The 16,201-nt window shown below is 55.9% G+C and carries 10 protein-coding genes; 9 read left to right on the top strand and 1 reads right to left on the bottom strand.

Features of this window, described 5'->3' with window-relative positions; genetic code table 11:
• Positions 1-349: 349 nt before the first annotated feature.
• Complete coding sequence (locus H567_RS27490; protein ID WP_028322516.1) at positions 350-1,219, top strand: GAF domain-containing protein; 870 nt, start codon at positions 350-352, stop codon at positions 1,217-1,219.
• A 75-nt stretch (positions 1,220-1,294) separates the two neighbouring features.
• Positions 1,295-5,443 (top strand): transporter substrate-binding domain-containing protein, encoded by a 4,149-nt coding sequence (locus H567_RS27485; RefSeq protein ID WP_051185109.1) that lies wholly within the window; start codon positions 1,295-1,297, stop codon positions 5,441-5,443.
• 31 nt (positions 5,444-5,474) lie between these two features.
• On the opposite strand, the gene H567_RS27480 is transcribed toward H567_RS27485, so the two are convergent.
• On the bottom strand, positions 5,475-8,102 hold the full coding sequence (locus H567_RS27480; protein ID WP_051185108.1) for an ATP-binding protein: 2,628 nt from the start codon (positions 8,100-8,102) through the stop codon (positions 5,475-5,477).
• An 841-nt stretch (positions 8,103-8,943) separates the two neighbouring features.
• On the opposite strand from H567_RS27480, the gene H567_RS0118385 reads away from it, so the two are divergent.
• The 7 genes from H567_RS0118385 to H567_RS0118355 all read left to right on the top strand — a co-directional run bounded on the left by H567_RS0118385 (position 8,944) and on the right by H567_RS0118355 (position 16,194).
• The gene (locus H567_RS0118385; protein ID WP_035255180.1) at positions 8,944-9,513 is read left to right on the top strand and encodes a hemerythrin domain-containing protein; all 570 of its coding nucleotides are present in this window, start codon (positions 8,944-8,946) and stop codon (positions 9,511-9,513) included.
• A 616-nt stretch (positions 9,514-10,129) separates the two neighbouring features.
• Positions 10,130-11,353 carry an ABC transporter substrate-binding protein gene (locus tag H567_RS0118380; RefSeq protein WP_208598425.1) on the top strand — a complete coding sequence of 408 codons (1,224 nt, stop codon included), beginning with the start codon at positions 10,130-10,132 and terminating at the stop codon, positions 11,351-11,353.
• 314 nt (positions 11,354-11,667) lie between these two features.
• Positions 11,668-12,549 (top strand): branched-chain amino acid ABC transporter permease, encoded by an 882-nt coding sequence (locus H567_RS0118375; protein ID WP_028322513.1) that lies wholly within the window; start codon positions 11,668-11,670, stop codon positions 12,547-12,549.
• Between the two features lie 6 nt (positions 12,550-12,555).
• On the top strand, positions 12,556-13,524 hold the full coding sequence (locus H567_RS25935) for a branched-chain amino acid ABC transporter permease (protein WP_051185107.1): 969 nt from the start codon (positions 12,556-12,558) through the stop codon (positions 13,522-13,524).
• Between the two features lie 2 nt (positions 13,525-13,526).
• Positions 13,527-14,279, top strand: coding sequence for an ABC transporter ATP-binding protein (locus H567_RS0118365; RefSeq protein ID WP_153306259.1), 753 nt, complete (start codon positions 13,527-13,529; stop codon positions 14,277-14,279).
• Positions 14,279-14,983 (top strand): ABC transporter ATP-binding protein, encoded by a 705-nt coding sequence (locus H567_RS0118360; RefSeq protein WP_153306258.1) that lies wholly within the window; start codon positions 14,279-14,281, stop codon positions 14,981-14,983. The genes H567_RS0118365 and H567_RS0118360 overlap by 1 nt, the downstream gene beginning before the upstream one ends.
• A gap of 53 nt (positions 14,984-15,036) precedes the next feature.
• Entirely contained in the window at positions 15,037-16,194 is a 1,158-nt protein-coding gene (locus H567_RS0118355) for an iron-containing alcohol dehydrogenase (protein WP_051185106.1), read from the top strand.
• Positions 16,195-16,201 lie beyond the last annotated feature (7 nt).

Raw genomic sequence — 16,201 nt, 5'->3', positions numbered from 1 at the left:
TGAGCCCGTGTTTGCCCATTCCAGCTTGAGCAGAAAACGTTCCTAACAGGCGCCCATCTCGCCAAGCAGAGCGAGCGCATCTCGATGCATGCCAAGAGAAATACGCCACTCTCCATCCTTACGTTATGCGGTGTACATCTCGCTTAAAGGAAAATGTATCTGCGGTTTAGTCATTAATGCCAATCTGAGCCAGAAAATTCGTATAGCAACGTGATCATTCATCTAGAATAAATATATTGAATTTATATTTTCGTTTTTGCTCTATCATTATAATTTCATTAATAAATACAATCAAATAACCAGATTTCCCGGAAGACACATTTCACAATGAGCTGAAGGAGCCATAAGTATGCACGATGATAAAACTAGTAATCATTTCTCAAATAAAGCTATTAAATCAAGGACTAAAATAACAGAGATTAATGAAATGAATACACAGTTCAATGAAGCACGGCAATTAGCCCGACGGCGAAAAAAAGAACTCGAAGCTTTTATGCAGAGTTCCAAAGCTGTTTTGGCTGTGCAAAAATTCTCCGATTCAGCAAGATCCATTTTTAATTACTGTAAGGACCTGATCGGTGCGACTTCCGGCTATGTCGCCCTGCTAAGCGCTGATGGAACGGAAAATGAACTTCTCTTTCTCGAGTCGGGTGGTATGCCTTGCAGCGTCGATCCTCACTTGCCAATGCCTATCAGGGGCTTAAGGGAGGAAGCTTACAGGTCCCACCTGGCCGTATACAACAACGATTTCATGAAAAGCCCCTGGGCCGGCTTGATGCCTGAGGGCCACGTTGTATTGAGCAACGTTCTTTTCGCCCCCCTTGTGATCTCGGACAAAACCGTCGGAATCATCGGCCTGGCCAATAAGGCGTCTGATTTTGATGACAATGACGCCAAGATGGCAACAGGTTTCGGGGAACTTGCAGCCATCGCACTGCAAAACAGCAGAAATCGCGATGAAATCGTGCGGAGCAACCGGCGCAACGAAGAGATCATCAATGAGTTGAACAGGGCGCTTGCCGAGGTCAAGACATTGACTGGACTCCTGCCGATTTGCTCAATATGCAAAAAGATCCGTGACGACAAGGGCTACTGGAAGCAAATTGAACAATACATTTCGGATCACTCGGATGCGGAGTTTTCGCACAGCATTTGTCAAGAGTGCGCCGCAAAATATTATCCAGAAATGGATCTTTACGATGATGCACCATCTAGTTGATGTTTTTCGGGCCCAAATGCGCCGCAAATCGTTGCTCCAGGCTGTTTGAACCGCACAGAGGCAGGGGGGCCTCCAATGAACAAAAACCTGGAACACCTCACAAGAACCATGTTGACCTGCTTGGGTGTCTTGAGCGTATCAAGACCGCCACGGGTCCTTTTATTGAAATTTCAGCGGCTGTCGTACCCCAATCTTCAGAAAAAGCTTTCCCTCATGGCTTTCCTGCTCGCTCTGGTCGGCGGCCTTCAGGGATTACCGGCGGCTGCAGACGGGGCTCGAACAGGGCCCGGACAACCCATCCTCTCCGGAGCTGAAATCGATTATCCTCCTTTCAGCCTCGTGGACGACAACGGGCAGGCAACCGGGTTTTCCGTTGAACTGCTACGCGCGGCTCTGGCCGCCATGGGGAAGGAGGCTGCTTTTCGCACAGGACCTTGGGCAGAGGTGCGCGGCTGGCTCGAACGGGGTGAAATCCAGGCCTTGCCTCTGGTCGGACGCACCCCCGAACGCGAAGCCCTCTTCGATTTCACGATCCCCTACATCACTCTGCATGGTGCTATCGTCATCCGCAAGGAAGAAACCGGCATCCGGGATCTCCTAGACTTGAGTGGCCGCCGGGTCGCCGTTATGAAGGGGGACAATGCGGAAGAGTTTCTGCGCCGCACGGAGCGCGGCATTGATATCTTCACCACCGCCACCCTCGAAACCGCCCTCCAGGAGCTTTCAGAAGGCCGCTACGAGGCAGTCGTTGCCCAACGACTCGTGGCTTTGCGACTCATCCAGAAGACCGGGTTGACTGATCTGGAGGTCATCGACCAACCCATCGAAGGATTCCAGCAGGACTTTTGCTTTGGCGTGCATGAGGGGGATCGTGAAACCCTGGCGCTGTTGAACGAGGGCCTCGCGCTGGTCATGGCGGATGGCACTTATCGGCGCCTGCATTCCAAGTGGTTTGCCACCATGCAGCTGCCCTCAGACCGGCCCCTTGTGGTCGGCGGCGACCGGAACTACCCCCCCTTTGAGTTCCTGGACGAAGAAGGACGGCCCGCTGGATTCAACGTGGACCTCACGCGCGCCATCGCACGCGAAATGGGCCTCAGTGTCGAAATCAAACTCGGCAGGTGGACGGAAAGGCTCAAAGCCCTGGAAACAGGAAAGATCGATTTGTTGCAGGGCATGTTCTACTCCCCCACCCGCAGCCTGCAGTTCGATTTCTCGCAAACCTATAACCTGACCCACCACGTCGCAGCGGTGCGCAGGGGCGAGGGAGCTGCGCCGGGGTCCATCCACGAACTCGCCGGCATGCGCATTCTTGTCGAACAGGGCGATATCATGCACGAAGTAGCTCTCGAGCAAGGTCTTGGCAAGCAGGTCGTCCCCGTCAACGACCAGGAGGAGGCCCTGCGGGAACTCCTAGAGGGAAAATACGACTGTGCGCTGGTCTCACGCATTACCGCGCTCTACCTCATCAACAAGCACAAATGGTCCGGCCTGGTTCTAGGGGAAAGACCGATCCTCGCCGCCGAATACTGTTACGCAACGCCGAAGGGTCTTAAGGCCCTCCTTGCCGAATTCAGCGAGGGGCTGAACGGCCTGGAGCAGAGCGGCGAATACCGCCGCATCCGTGACAAATGGCTTGGAGTCTACAAGAACGAGCACGTTTCTCTCAAAGAGGCGCTGCGCTACACAGCGATTGTCATTGTCCCGTTGCTGCTGTTTCTCCTCTCGGCTGTCGCCTGGTCCTGGTCAATGCGGCGACAGGTGTCTCAAAGGACAAGAGAACTTCACGAGAGCCTGGACCGTTTCAAGCATTTTTTCGAATCCGCCAACGTGGGTAAATCGATCACCCAGCTATCCGGGCAGATCAACGCAAACCAGGCCCTTGCCGATTACCTGGGATATACTCCGGAAGAACTGAAAAAAAAGACGTGGCAGCAGCTCACACCGCCTGAGGATGTGCCGGAAATCGAACGTAAACTTGCCCGTCTCTTGAAAGGACAGAAGGACGCCACGCGCTTTGAACAGAGGTGCCTCCACAGAAACGGGTCCAACGTATGGGCGGATGTGAGCGTGCGGATACGGCGCAACTCGGAGGGCAAGCCGCTTTATTTCATCACGACCGTCGTCGACATCACCGAGCGGAAGAATGCCGAAAAGTCCCTGCACGCAACCGAAGAGTTCCTGAGGGCCATGATCGCCTGTTCACCTGTAGCCCTGTACAGCGTGGGTCTGGACGGCAAGGTGCTCGCCTGGAACACTTCCGCCGAAAGAATCTTCGGATGGACTCCGGAAGAGGTGGTCACCCGCCCGCTCCCTATCGTTCCCCCGGACAAGGTCGAGGAATTCAAGGCCCTGCGGGAGCGTATCCTCCTGGAAGGAGGGGTTCGGGGCATCGAACTGCTCCGCCAGCGCAAGGACGGAAGCCTCTTCCATCTCAGGCTTTCCGCTTCGCCGATCCGGGACTCTTTCGGCAGCATCGTCGGCATCATGAGTACGGCCGAAGACATCACAGAACAGAAGCGCTCGGAGCTGCAAATCGCGCACCTGAACCAGGTTCTGCGTGCCATCCGGGAGATCAACCAGTTGATCGTGCGCGAACGGGGCAGAGACCATTTGATAAAAGAAGGCTGCCGGCTTCTGGTTGCCAACCGCAGTTACTCCTCCGCGCTGATCATCCTGGAGCGGAACGGGGAGCAATCCTCAGCCTGGTCATCGGCCGGACTGCCTCCGGAAAGAGAGAAGCTTGCCGCCGGGTTGGCTCAACAGCACAAATTGCGCCCGTTGTGTGAAGAGGCAAAATCGCCCGGCAAGGTCATTTCCCCCCACGGCCGGAAGCCAACCTGCACAGGCTGCCCGGTACGCCGAATATTAGGCGAGGGTCAGATACTGCTGGCAGCGTTGACTCACCAAGGCGAGAGCCTCGGCTACCTGGCCGTCGCCACAGAAAATCGGCTGATCGTTGACGAGGAGGAACTGAGCCTGCTGGACGAACTTTCAAAGGATTTGGCCTACGCCCTCAACGTAATCGAAATCGAGGCCGAAAACAGACGATCTCAGGAGGAGCAAGCAAGGCTTCAAAGCCAACTGAACCACGCGCAGAAAATGGAGTCCTTAGGCCGCTTGGCCGGCGGTTTAGCACATGATTACAACAATATGCTGAGCGTCATCACCGGTTACGCGGAGTTGGCCATGCAGAACGTAAACCCGAAAGAGACTCTCTACGATGACCTGCACGAAATCCTGGCCGCCGCAAGACGTTCGAGCCATATTACCCGCCAATTACTGACCTTTGCCCGTAGGCAGAGCATCCTTCCCGAAGTTCTCGACCTGAACGCATCCGTGGAGAGCACCCTCAAAATGCTGCGCCGCCTCATCGGCGAGGACATCCATCTATCCTGGCAACCCGGGGACGGCTCCTGCCCTGTTTATATGGACCAGTCCCAGATCGATCAAATTCTGGCGAATCTGTGCCTCAATGCACGAGATGCCATCACCGGGGTGGGCAGGATCACGATCGAGACGGACAACCTCACCGTCGATGAATCCCGCTGCGCCGATCAATCCGGTTTTAAGCCGGGTCGTTATATCATGCTGTCGGTCACCGATGACGGCTGCGGCATGGACGAGAGGACCCTTGAAAATCTCTTCGAACCCTTTTTCACCACCAAAGGCACCGGCCAGGGAACAGGGCTCGGTCTCGCCACCGTGTTTGGCATCGTCCAACAAAACGACGGGTTCGTAAACGTTTACAGCGAACCCGGGAAAGGATCCACTTTCCGGATCTACCTCCCACTGTGCACTGCTCATGCCGCCCCCTCGAAACCTCCCACCGCAGCGCCCATCCCTAAAGCCCGCGGCGAAACCGTACTGTTGGTGGAAGACGAGCCGTCGATCCTGAAACTCGCCAAAACGATGCTCCAGGAACTGGGCTACAACGTACTGGAAGCCGGATCCCCCGCCGAGGCCATCCAGTTGGCCTGTGCCGATCAGGGCGGCATCGATCTCCTGATCACGGATGTCGTCATGCCAAGTATGAACGGGCAGGAATTGGCCCACCACCTCGAGTCCCTCCGCCCCAGCCTTCAAGTTGTGTTCATGTCGGGCTACACGGCGAAAGTGATCGCTCATCGGGGCATTCTGGATGAAGGAGTGCATTTTCTTCAAAAGCCCTTCTCTTTTCGGGATCTGGCGATCAGCGTGCGCAATGCACTGGACAGCAGGTAACAGTACAGCAGTCGCAAAACTCCGAGGAAGGTTATGGCACCTCTCCGGCATCGTCGTTGCTTCCCTCAGCCTGGTGTTTTAAAATGGTGAAGATAAAACGCGAGCCCGCATTTTCAGCGGATTCCACTCGGATTTCCCCTCCGTGCCGCTCGACGATCTTCTTGGCAATCGAAAGGCCTATGCCCGAACCGGGATACCTCTCCCGCTCGTGGAGGCGCTGAAACACCAAGAAGATACGTTCGTGATATCTTGGATCGATCCCGATCCCATTGTCACTCACCTCGAACACCCATGCTTCTTCAGTCTCCCACGAAGAAATGTCCACGTTCGGTGGAGTTTCGCCACGGAATTTGATCGCATTCTCAAGAAGGTTCTGAAAGACCTGTGTGAGTTGACCGGCATCGCCCTTTATCTTGGGCATCGGACCCACCGTTACGACGGCTCCGGTCTCCTCGACGATCCGCTCCATGTTCCTCAGCACATGGTTGATCAAGACCTCGCAGTCGGTTTCCTCAAACGGCTTGCCCCGGGTCCCCACCCTGGAAAGTGTCAGGAGATCGTTGACAAGCACCTGCATCCTCTTGGCCCCCTCGACTGCATAGCCGATGTACCTGTCCGCTTTTGCGTCCAGCTGCCCCTCGTAACGCCTGGCCAGAAGTTGCGTATAGCTCGCCACCATGCGCAGCGGCTCCTGCAGATCATGCGAAGCGACATAGGCGAACTGTTCGAGTTCCCTGTTGGAACGCTCCAAATCCTGCGTCCGCGACGTCAGTTCCTGCTGCACGGCCTTGATAGGCGTAATATCGGTGGCGATTTCAAACCTCACCACCCTGCCGTCGACCCACTGGATGGCCTTGTCAGCGCACTGGTACCAGCGGCGGTTGGTCTCGTTCCGAAATTCCCACACATAGCTCTGGCCCCTGTGTTCACCGAGGATCTTGTCATTGGTGCAGAAAGGGCATGGCTCCGCGCGCCCCTGAAGCGCTTCATAGCAGGGTTTACCGATGGCGTCCTCCCCCGAGGTCGCCTGGGCAGCGGCATTCAGGTGAAGCAGTTCGTAGGTCACGGGGTCTGCGACATAGATCAGATCGTTGATCCCATCCAACAAGGCCAAAAGGCGTTCACGGTCACGCAGAACGGACTGCTCGGCCCTCTTCCGATCCGCGATATCGATGCCGGTCCCGACCAGGAAGTGCTTGCCTGCTACGGTCACCCTGTAACCCGTCAAATAATAGGGTATCTCCCGGCCGGTCTTTGTGAGGATAGTTGTTTCCGCTTCGAGACTCCCTTTTTCGAACACCTGCTCGATGCCCCTGGAAATACGCTTGCGCTCACCCTGAGGGAAAAGCTCTATCGGCGAAATGGAGGAAATTTCCTCATGCGAATAGCCGGTAACCGTTTCAAGATTATCATTCCACTCGTGAAAACGGAGGCTTGCGTCAAACAGGTAGAAGATTCCGGGCATGCTGTTGATGATTCTCTCGCTGAATTCCTTCTCCGCGGTCAAGGCCGCCATAGTCTTCTCATGCTCGGCGACCTCCAGCATCAGGGCGTCGCGTGAAACCAGGCTTTCGTTAAGCCTGATCCGCATTTGCTCGAACGATTTGGACAATTCTCCAATCTCGGCTTTGCCCATGGAGGGGACGGGAGTCTGCAGATTTCCTCGTCCCAGCATTTCCGTGCTCTCCATCAGCCTCCTGATGGGGTGAACTATGGTCCGACCCATAGCGAGGCCAGCCAACCCCGCCAAAAGAGCCGTTCCCAATCCGACCAGAAAGATGGTGCTCCGAAGGCCGTAAATGGGCCTGAAGGCCTCTTCCTGGTCGATCTCGGTAATGATGCCGAGATTCCAATCCGACAGCCACTGGTAGACCCCGATAACGGGAACGCCCCGGTAGTCATCGTAAAATCCCTGCCCGGCCCGTTTCTCGAGGGCCGCCCTGACCCCTGCCGTGTTGACCGTCTTTTTCAGGGCATATCCGTCGCCAAAACGGGGTTCGGTAATGAAAAACTCGGATCCATTGACAAGATAGGTGTCCTCGGATGCGCTCCGGCTCGTCCGCATCCCAATGATCCTCGAAAGGCTTTCGAGATCGAGGCGCCCTGCCAACACGGCCACTGCGTCCCCGTAACGGTCCCTGATGGGTGTGGCCGCCGTGATGACGGGTCGTTGAAGGGAATCCGAGTAATAAGGCTTCTGGATAAAGGTTCCATTCCTGCCTTGTCGAAAATAGGGCTGATGGTTCTTATGTTTACCCGCCTGCCTCTCATCCGTCGATAGGAGCACTTCCCCGTTGCGCTGATCTAAAATGAAAATCTCGAAAAAACTCCCTTCCAGGGCAAAGGGTTTGAGGCGCCTCTGAACGATATCTCTTTCCTCTTTCAGCTGAGAGAGGTCTGCGTCATCATGCGAGGCCAAAATCGATGGAAAAATCTCCGTAAAAAAATACCCTTGAGCAAAGATCTCCAGGAGGCGGGGCTTCTCCTTCAACCAGTGGTTCAACTCCTCTCTTTTCAAGTGATTGATGGACCGCAGTTGATCGATCGTCTGCGCCTCGATGGTGCTCTGCCCGTTGACATAGGAAAAATACCCTACGGCTAGAACAGGACACAGAGAAATCAGCAGGAAAAATACCGTTAATTTAGCTGCCAGCCTCACTGCCCCCCTCTCCCCTTTGGGGTCGGACCAAGATAACCGATTGAAAAACAAACAGAACATGGGCACAAAAGCCGCTTTCAGCGCCTTAGAAGCACATTTTGGCCCACAAAATGCCACCTCTAACGAAACCTCAAGACGTCCCCGGCACCAGTTCTCACCTTGCCTCTCATACCAAATTCCCGATATAAGCTCAATGTGGAAGGCCATGTTCTAAAAGCCGGAGTCGGCCGGGATCGTCGATTCGGAAACGACCCAAGGCAAAGCGGCCGTCTTCGCCGAGTGGGAAGATTGCCTGACCCTATTCGTCACGCTGATCCTCAGTCGTTTTTACCGGGCATTCGAAAGGCACGACAGACTCCTGGAAGTCGCTGCAGGAAAAAGCGCATGTTAAACGCTTCCTGAACTTTTTGCCGCAGGCAATCAGACGCCTTTGTACAAACTGCATGGCGCTGACCACAAACAAGGCTCCAGATTGACGCCCGGCTTGCCAAAAAGCCCTTTCGGGCGCAGACTCCGGAGGCCATTGTCTCCCTTTATAGCTGCAGTTGGGAATAGAACCCTCTGTAGATCAGGCGGGCAAACCGTTTCCTCTTACAACTGCGCATCGGAGAAAAAAATCCTGGATTTTGCATGATTTTTTCATGGAAAATATATTCCGCTCGCGAAAAAATCGAGCAAAAATCCGTTCACGAAAAATAGACCCGATCACCGAGGCGGTATTCTTCCCAAGAATTTTTGAAGAGCACAAGCGCGTTTTTCCTTGAACTCCACAACCTGAAAACATCCAAAAACGTGACGCAGTCTCGCTGTGCATCGCGCTTAGATTCAAGGAGGTGCCAAAATGAAGGCAATTGAGGAACTTAAGAACGAACACCACGGCATTGAAATCATGCTTCGAATCCTACAGGCCGTTGCGGACAGGTTCGGACGCGGTCAAGAAGTGGACGGGAAGGATCTCTCCAACATCCTCGAGTTCCTGTCGGTCTTCGTCGACAAATGCCATCATGCCAAGGAGGAAGAATTCCTTTTTCCAGCCTTGGAGAATGTCGGTGTGCTGCGTGAAGGAGGTCCTATCGGGGTTATGCTGCTGGAACATGAACAGGGCCGCAGACTGGTTGCCATGCTCAAAGATGCCCTGGCCAGCCATGAGTCCGGGCTCGTTTTGCGCAAGGAACACGCTCAGACAATCATTAAAGAATACGTGGCTCTCCTCAATGAGCATATCGCCAAGGAAAACACGGTTCTTTTCCCCATGGCGGAAGCGAAATTGAACCCGGATAAAGACAAAGAGCTTTTTGAAGCATTCGAGCAGCTCGAACGGGAACGTATCGGCGAAGGCAAACACTCTGAGTTTCATGCTCTTTTGCATCGGTTGCAAGCAACTTTCGTTGTCGGGGTCGGACCAAGATAAATGACTGAACAACAAACAAAACATAGGGAAAAGGGCCGCTTCCACGAGCTTAGAAGCACTTTTTTGACCTCAAAATGCAACCCCTAAGGCGCCCTTCAAAGACCTCCAGCCCCATCATTGCGAAGAAAGACATCGTTTGAAGTGACTCTTGCCCTCACGTGGCAAGGTCCGCTTCCTCCGCAGAATTTTGGCCAGGATGGGTTTTCGCGTCCACTCCCAAGCTTCGCGGTCCCATCTTGCAAGGCGGCCTTACCTATCGCAATCAATCGACCCTTGCGCTCTGCACAACCGGCTTGAAGGTCGAGGAACGGATCCAGCCGAAAACTTCCGTGCTGAAGCCTCAAATCTGCGTGCCAGCGCCTCTTGGGGCAATCGATTGCGCAAATCCGGAGATCCCTGCTTCAAGGCCTGCTGCCTCACTCCCGTCTTTAGCTTGACAGCCAAGTCTGTTTCCCCTATGGTACATGCGTTGTAATAGCCGCTTTTTACCATTTCACTCGCCAGCACCTCTTTGGCCTGCCGGTTGGCGGACAGGGTCGAATTGAGGGAAAACAATCATAACACATAGAGTTAATGAGAGGAGGGTGGGATGAAAAAGATTACCTGCGTCTTTTTTGTGGCCTTGTTTCTTGCGGTTGTTGCAGTTCCCCTCGCCGTCCAGGCACAAGACAAGGTCATCCGGATCGGGGCCATGTATCCAATGACCGGACGGGCCGGCCTGTACGGGATCGACTCTGTCGCCGCCGCCGAAATGGCAATCGACGAAATCAATGGCAAAGGCGGGGTCAACGGCTACACGCTGGACATCACCTTTACGGACAGCAAGGCCAGGCCAGCTTACGCCGTGAGGGTGGCCACCCGCTACATCACCGAAGACAAGGTCCATTTCCTCTTCGGGGTAGTCAGCTCCGGTGTCGGCCTGGCCATCACCGAAATATCACAGCAGTACAAAACCATTTTCATCGGCACCGACCATGCATCCACGCAGCTCACCGTCGACAAATTGCAGCCGTATTACTTCCGGGTTTCCAACAACACCTTCATGTCCATGGCTGCAGGTGCGCTCTATCTGAAAGAGCTCAGGGAAACCAAGGATTGGAAGACCATCGCCTACATCGGCCCGGATTATGCCTATGGCCACGACCAGTGGAACGAACTAAAATACAATCTGGATCGCCTCGGCATCCAATACGAGGTCGTGGGAGAATACTGGCCGAAACTGTTTGAACCCGATTATACGGCCTACATCACTTCCCTGAGCCGTGACAATCCGGATATCCTCGTAGCAGGTTTCTGGGGCGGGGACACCGTCGCTTTTCTCAAGCAGGCCATGCCGTATGGCCTGCTCAAGAAATCGCTCTACTTCCATCCGGATGCCGGTGGCAACTATGAACTGATGAGCGCGATGGGGGCGGATCTGCCGGCGGGCCTCGTGCTGGGCGCGCGCCACTATAACAACTGGCCGGATACGGAGCTCAACCGAAAGTTCGTCCAGGAATTCCACAACCGTACCGGCCGCTATCCAACCTATGCGGCTTCCGGCGCCTATGTAGGTGTTTACGCGATCGCGAAGGCCGTCGAAACGGTCGGCAATCCGGATGACACCGAGGCGCTGGTCAAGGCTTTGGAAAACTTGAAGCTCAAGGCACCATGGGATCCTGAAGGTTTTACCTCCTATATGCGCCCTGAAACCCACCAGCTGAAAAAGATGCAGGCCATAGGCATAACGATGCCTAACAATGATTTCCCGCCAGCCAAAATGATGCTCGGCGACTGGAAAATCTATTCTCCAGAAGATGTCATGCCGCCAGCCGATTATATCAAGGAAAAGCGTAAGTAATCTGTTTTTAAAAGGGGCGGCCACGCGCCGCCCCAATCTTCTTTTCGGCCATAAAACCTCAGAGGGATAGTCGCCTCTTTTCGCCTCGGGCAGCCTCGCAAAGGTGCCGCATTTTTTGGTCGTCCATGTTTAGATGGCCGCCCGGCCGACATGCAGGCAAAGATTTCCACCAGGCCGAATAGCGACCCGCGACTGGAATACCGTCCCTCCGTATGCCCAGCCTTCCTGTGCATGGAGGGAATTTCAGGCAACGCAACTGTGGAACCTGGGCGGTGTCCAATCGTCCCGTCCTCCTTTCCGGCAAGGAAAACTCCATGGACACGTCTTTTTTCTTCACACAGTTGATCAGCGGTCTGACCATAGCCACGCTCCTCTTTCTCGTGGCCAGCGGCCTGACCTTGATCTTCGGAGTCGGCAATGTCTTCAATTTTGCCCATGGCTCCTTCTACATGCTCGGGGCTTACTTCGGCTATCAGTTTTCAGCGGTTTGGGGATCCAACTTTTTCCTCACCCTCGTCATGACCGGGATCTGCGCCGGGTTGATCGGTATGGTGGTCGAGTTCTTGTTTCTGAGGCGCATCTATGGCCGCGCCAACGAGGGCGGTTTCCAGATTCTGCTTACCTACTGCCTGATCCTGATCATAGACGATTTGGTCAAACTGATCTGGGGAGCGGAGTATAAGTCCCTCGCACGCCCGGCGGGGTTTGATGGCGCAGTCCAATTGGGCGACATCTTCATTCCGGCCTACAACCTTTTGATTATCGGCGTCGGCCTGATGGCGGTGATCCTGGCATGGCTGATCCTATCAAGGACACGGGCCGGCCGGGTCGCGAGAGCCTCCGCGGTCGATCGTGAGATCGTCAGCGTTCTGGGGGTCAACGTGCCCATGACCATGACCCTGGTCTTCGGCATCGCTACAGCGCTCGGCGGCATGGCCGGCACGCTGGCCGCCCCGATGCGCACGGTCACCCCCGGGGCCGGCATCGAGGTAATCATCGACTCTTTGATCGTGGTGGTGATCGGGGGCATGGGCAACTTCTGGGGAGCCTGGCTCGGAGCCATTCTGATAGGGGAAGTCGTGGCCTTCGGTGTGGCTTTCGTACCCAAATGGGCAACCCTTTTCAGCTTTCTCATTTTGGTGATTGTCTTGGTTTTCAAGCCGGAGGGACTGTTCTCCGCACGTCGGACAAGGTAGGCCTCTATGTTAGAGAAGATCACTCGCCGTTTGATACCGGCGTCCCCCTTTGGGCTGTTGGTCCTGATTTTCGCCATGGTACCGGTCATCACGAATTCCCCCTACAAGCTCAATGTGGCAAGCCACATCCTCGTCTGGGGTTTGTTCGCCGTCTCATTCAACATGCTCTGGGGCATCACAGGCATGCTCTCCTTCGGGCAGGCGTTGTATTATGGGTTGGGCGCTTACAGCGTCGGCCTCATGGTAGAATACCTGGGCAGCACCTGGTTTCTGCCTGCTTTGGCGGCGGGGCTGCTGATGGCCTTCGTACTCTCCTTCTTGCTGGGGCTTCTGGTCATTCGTGTCGGAGGCGTTTACTTCACCATGCTCACCCTCGCCTTTGCTCAGCTTGCCTGGCAGATCACCTTCAAATGGTACGACTTCACGGGCGGCGATGACGGCATTCAGGGAATCATCCCCCCTGGGATTCTCCAGAACCGGATCGTGTATTATTATTTCGTGCTGCTACTGGTGTTCCTTTCCATCTGGACCCTCAAGCGAATGGCCTACAGTCCGTTCGGCATGATTCTGCGCTGTATTCAGCAGAACCCGGAGCGAATCCGGTTTTTGGGGCGCCGGGTGCGCCGCAACCAACTGCGCATTTACATGATCTCATCTTTCTTCGCGGCATTGGCCGGAGGTATGATGGCCGGCGTCGACAGCTCGATTCACACCGATATGCTGCTGTGGACCACTTCCGGCGAGGCTATCCTCATGTCGGTGCTCGGTGGCATCAGTCAGTTCTTCGGGCCTTTTTTCGGCGCCGCCGTTTTCATCCTCCTGGAAGACAATATCGGGGCCGTTACCGAGTACTGGCCCTTGATCATCGGATCGGTCATGCTCTTCATGGTGATCATCTTTCCCAAGGGGATCGTCGGTGAGGCATTGGGCCTCAAGGTACGGTTCGGCAAAACCGGCACGGGGAGGTCAAGCTGAAGATGACGCCCATCCTTCAAATAACATCCCTGAACAAGTCATTCGGCGGCCTCCACGTCACCAGCGATGTGAGTTTCGCCGTGATGCCGGGGGAAATTTCCGCCATCATCGGACCCAACGGCGCAGGCAAGACCACCCTCTTCAATCAGATCACCGGGCGCTTGAGACCAGACGGAGGCAGCATTATGTTCGATGGGCACGAGATCATCGGGAAATCCCCCCAACAGATCGTTGCCCTGGGAATCGGCCGCGCCTTTCAGATCGCCTCCATTTTTCCGGATGAAACCGTCCTGAACAACATCCGCGTGGCTTGCCTGTCCAAGCTGAACCAGACCCGGAAATACCTGCACCCGGTCGAACATTTCCAGCAGGCCACCGAAGATGCACACGCGATTCTGGAAAGCCTCGGACTCGAACAGCAAGCCCACAGAATGGCATTCGAGCTGGCGCACGGAGACCAGAAACTGCTCGACATCGGGATCGCTTTGGCTCTCCGGCCCAGATTGCTGCTGCTGGACGAACCAACCGCCGGGATGTCCCCCGAAGAGCGCCTCCACACCAAGGAACTGATCCTCAAGCTCTGGAAAGATTTCGATCTGAGCCTCGTCTTCATCGAACACGACATGGACATGGTCTTCGGCATCGCCCAGACCGTAAGGGTGCTCCAGCAGGGAACGCTCCTGGCGGATGACACCCCCGAAAAGATCCGCGCCAACAAACAGGTCATCACTGCATACCTGGGAGAAGAGTTCTGATGGAAAGGATCCTCAGGGCCGTCGATCTCAACACCTATTACGGCCGAAGCCATATTCTCTTCAATGTCAGCCTGGATGTGGACACGGGTGAAACGGTCTGCCTGATGGGGCGAAACGGCGTGGGAAAATCCACCACCTTTCGCTCGCTGGTCGGATTGACCCCCCCCAGGGAAGGCCAGGTCTTTTTCAAAGGCAACGAATGCACCGGGCTGGCGGCCTACAAGATGGCCCGGATGGGCCTGGGGTTCGTCCCTGAAGACCGCCGTATCCTGGGGCCGTTCAGCGTCCGTGAAAACCTCGAACTGGGACGTATTCCAGGCCGTTCGGGCCGCTGGAACCTCGACTCCGTTTTCGAGCAGTTTCCAGTTCTGGCAGTCATGGCCGGCCGGACAGGCGGAACGCTTTCGGGCGGGGAGCAGCAAATGCTCACCATTGCCCGGGCGCTGATGGGCAACCCGGACCTGCTGCTGCTCGATGAGCCTTCCGAGGGGCTGTCCCCGGTCATCGTAGGGACGCTCAGGGGCCTGATCCTCGACCTGAAAGAGGCCAAGACGACCATCCTGCTCTCCGAGCAGAACATGCGCTTCGCCATGGCCGTTTCGGATCGTGTGGTATTGCTCGACAAGGGTCACGTGGTGTATGGTGGAACGGTCGAGGCGTTTCGCCAGGCGGAAGACATCCAGAAGACCTATCTGGCGGTTTGACGCTCCAGGCACCACTCGTCCTCAAACACTCAATGGACAGGAAAATGCCAATCATGCAAAAGACTCTCTTGTTTCAGACCACGCCGCGCATCGTCATGGGCGCCAGCTGTCTTGCCCAGATCCCCGCCGAAGTCAAGCGGCTCGGCGGCGGCAAGGTCCTGATCGTCACCGACCCGGGCCTGGTGAAGACGGGAATCGCCGAACGGCTCGAGCGGGTGCTGCGCGATGACGGCCTGGCCTTCTCACGCTATGACAAGGTCGAACCCGATCCAAGGCTGGAGATCGCCAGGGATGCCGCAGACGCCTTGCGCGCTTCCGGCGCGGATGTCGTGATCGGGCTCGGAGGCGGCTCCTCCATCGACATCGCCAAAATAGCCGCCTTGATGGTTGAAAACGACGGCGATCTGGCCGATTATTTCGGGGTCGACCTGGTTCCCAGACCCGGCCGCAAGACCCTGATTGTCCCCACTACTGCGGGCACCGGCAGCGAAGTGACCCCGATCGTCATCCTGTCAGACGAAGCGGAGAAGCTGAAAAAAGGGGTGGTCAGCCCCTATCTGTTTCCTTCGGTAGCCCTGCTGGACCCGGAGCTGACCCTCGACCTGCCCCCGCAGGTCACCGCCGCTACCGGCATGGATGCCCTGATCCACGCGGTGGAGGCCTTTACTTCCAAAAACGCCTACCCTATGACGGACATGCTCGCCCGCGAGGCGATCAGCCTCCTTGCCGACAATATCCGCACCGCCTTTGCGAACGGCCAGGATCTGGAGGCCCGCACCTGCATGCTGGAAGGCAGCCTTCTTGCCGGGATGGCCTTCGCCAACGCCGGCGTGACCGCCGTGCATGCCTTCGCCTACCCCATCGGCGCCGAGTTTCATATCCCCCACGGGGTGGCCAACAGCATCATGCTGGCCCCGGTCATGGAATTCAACATGCTCGGCAACCTGCCCAAATTCGCCGAAATGGCTGAACTCCTGGGCGAGGAGATCGAGGGCATGAGCCTTCGCGACATGGCCCTGGCGGCCGTGGATGCCATGCGCACCCTGGCTGCGGATCTCCGCATCCCGGCCCATCTGAGCCTTTTCGGCATCCAGGAATCGGACATCCCGAACCTGGCTCAGGGGGTCATGAAGGTCACCCGGCTCTTGGCCAACAACCCCCGAACCATGACTCAGGAGGACGCCGAGAGGATCTATCTGAGCGTTCTGTAACGGCCGG

The sequence above is a fragment of the Desulfatiglans anilini DSM 4660 genome (assembly GCF_000422285.1).
Classification (GTDB): Bacteria; Desulfobacterota; DSM-4660; order Desulfatiglandales; family Desulfatiglandaceae; genus Desulfatiglans; species Desulfatiglans anilini.
Note: the sequence above shows the minus strand (reverse complement) of the source record. Positions and strands in the feature narration are given on the sequence as shown.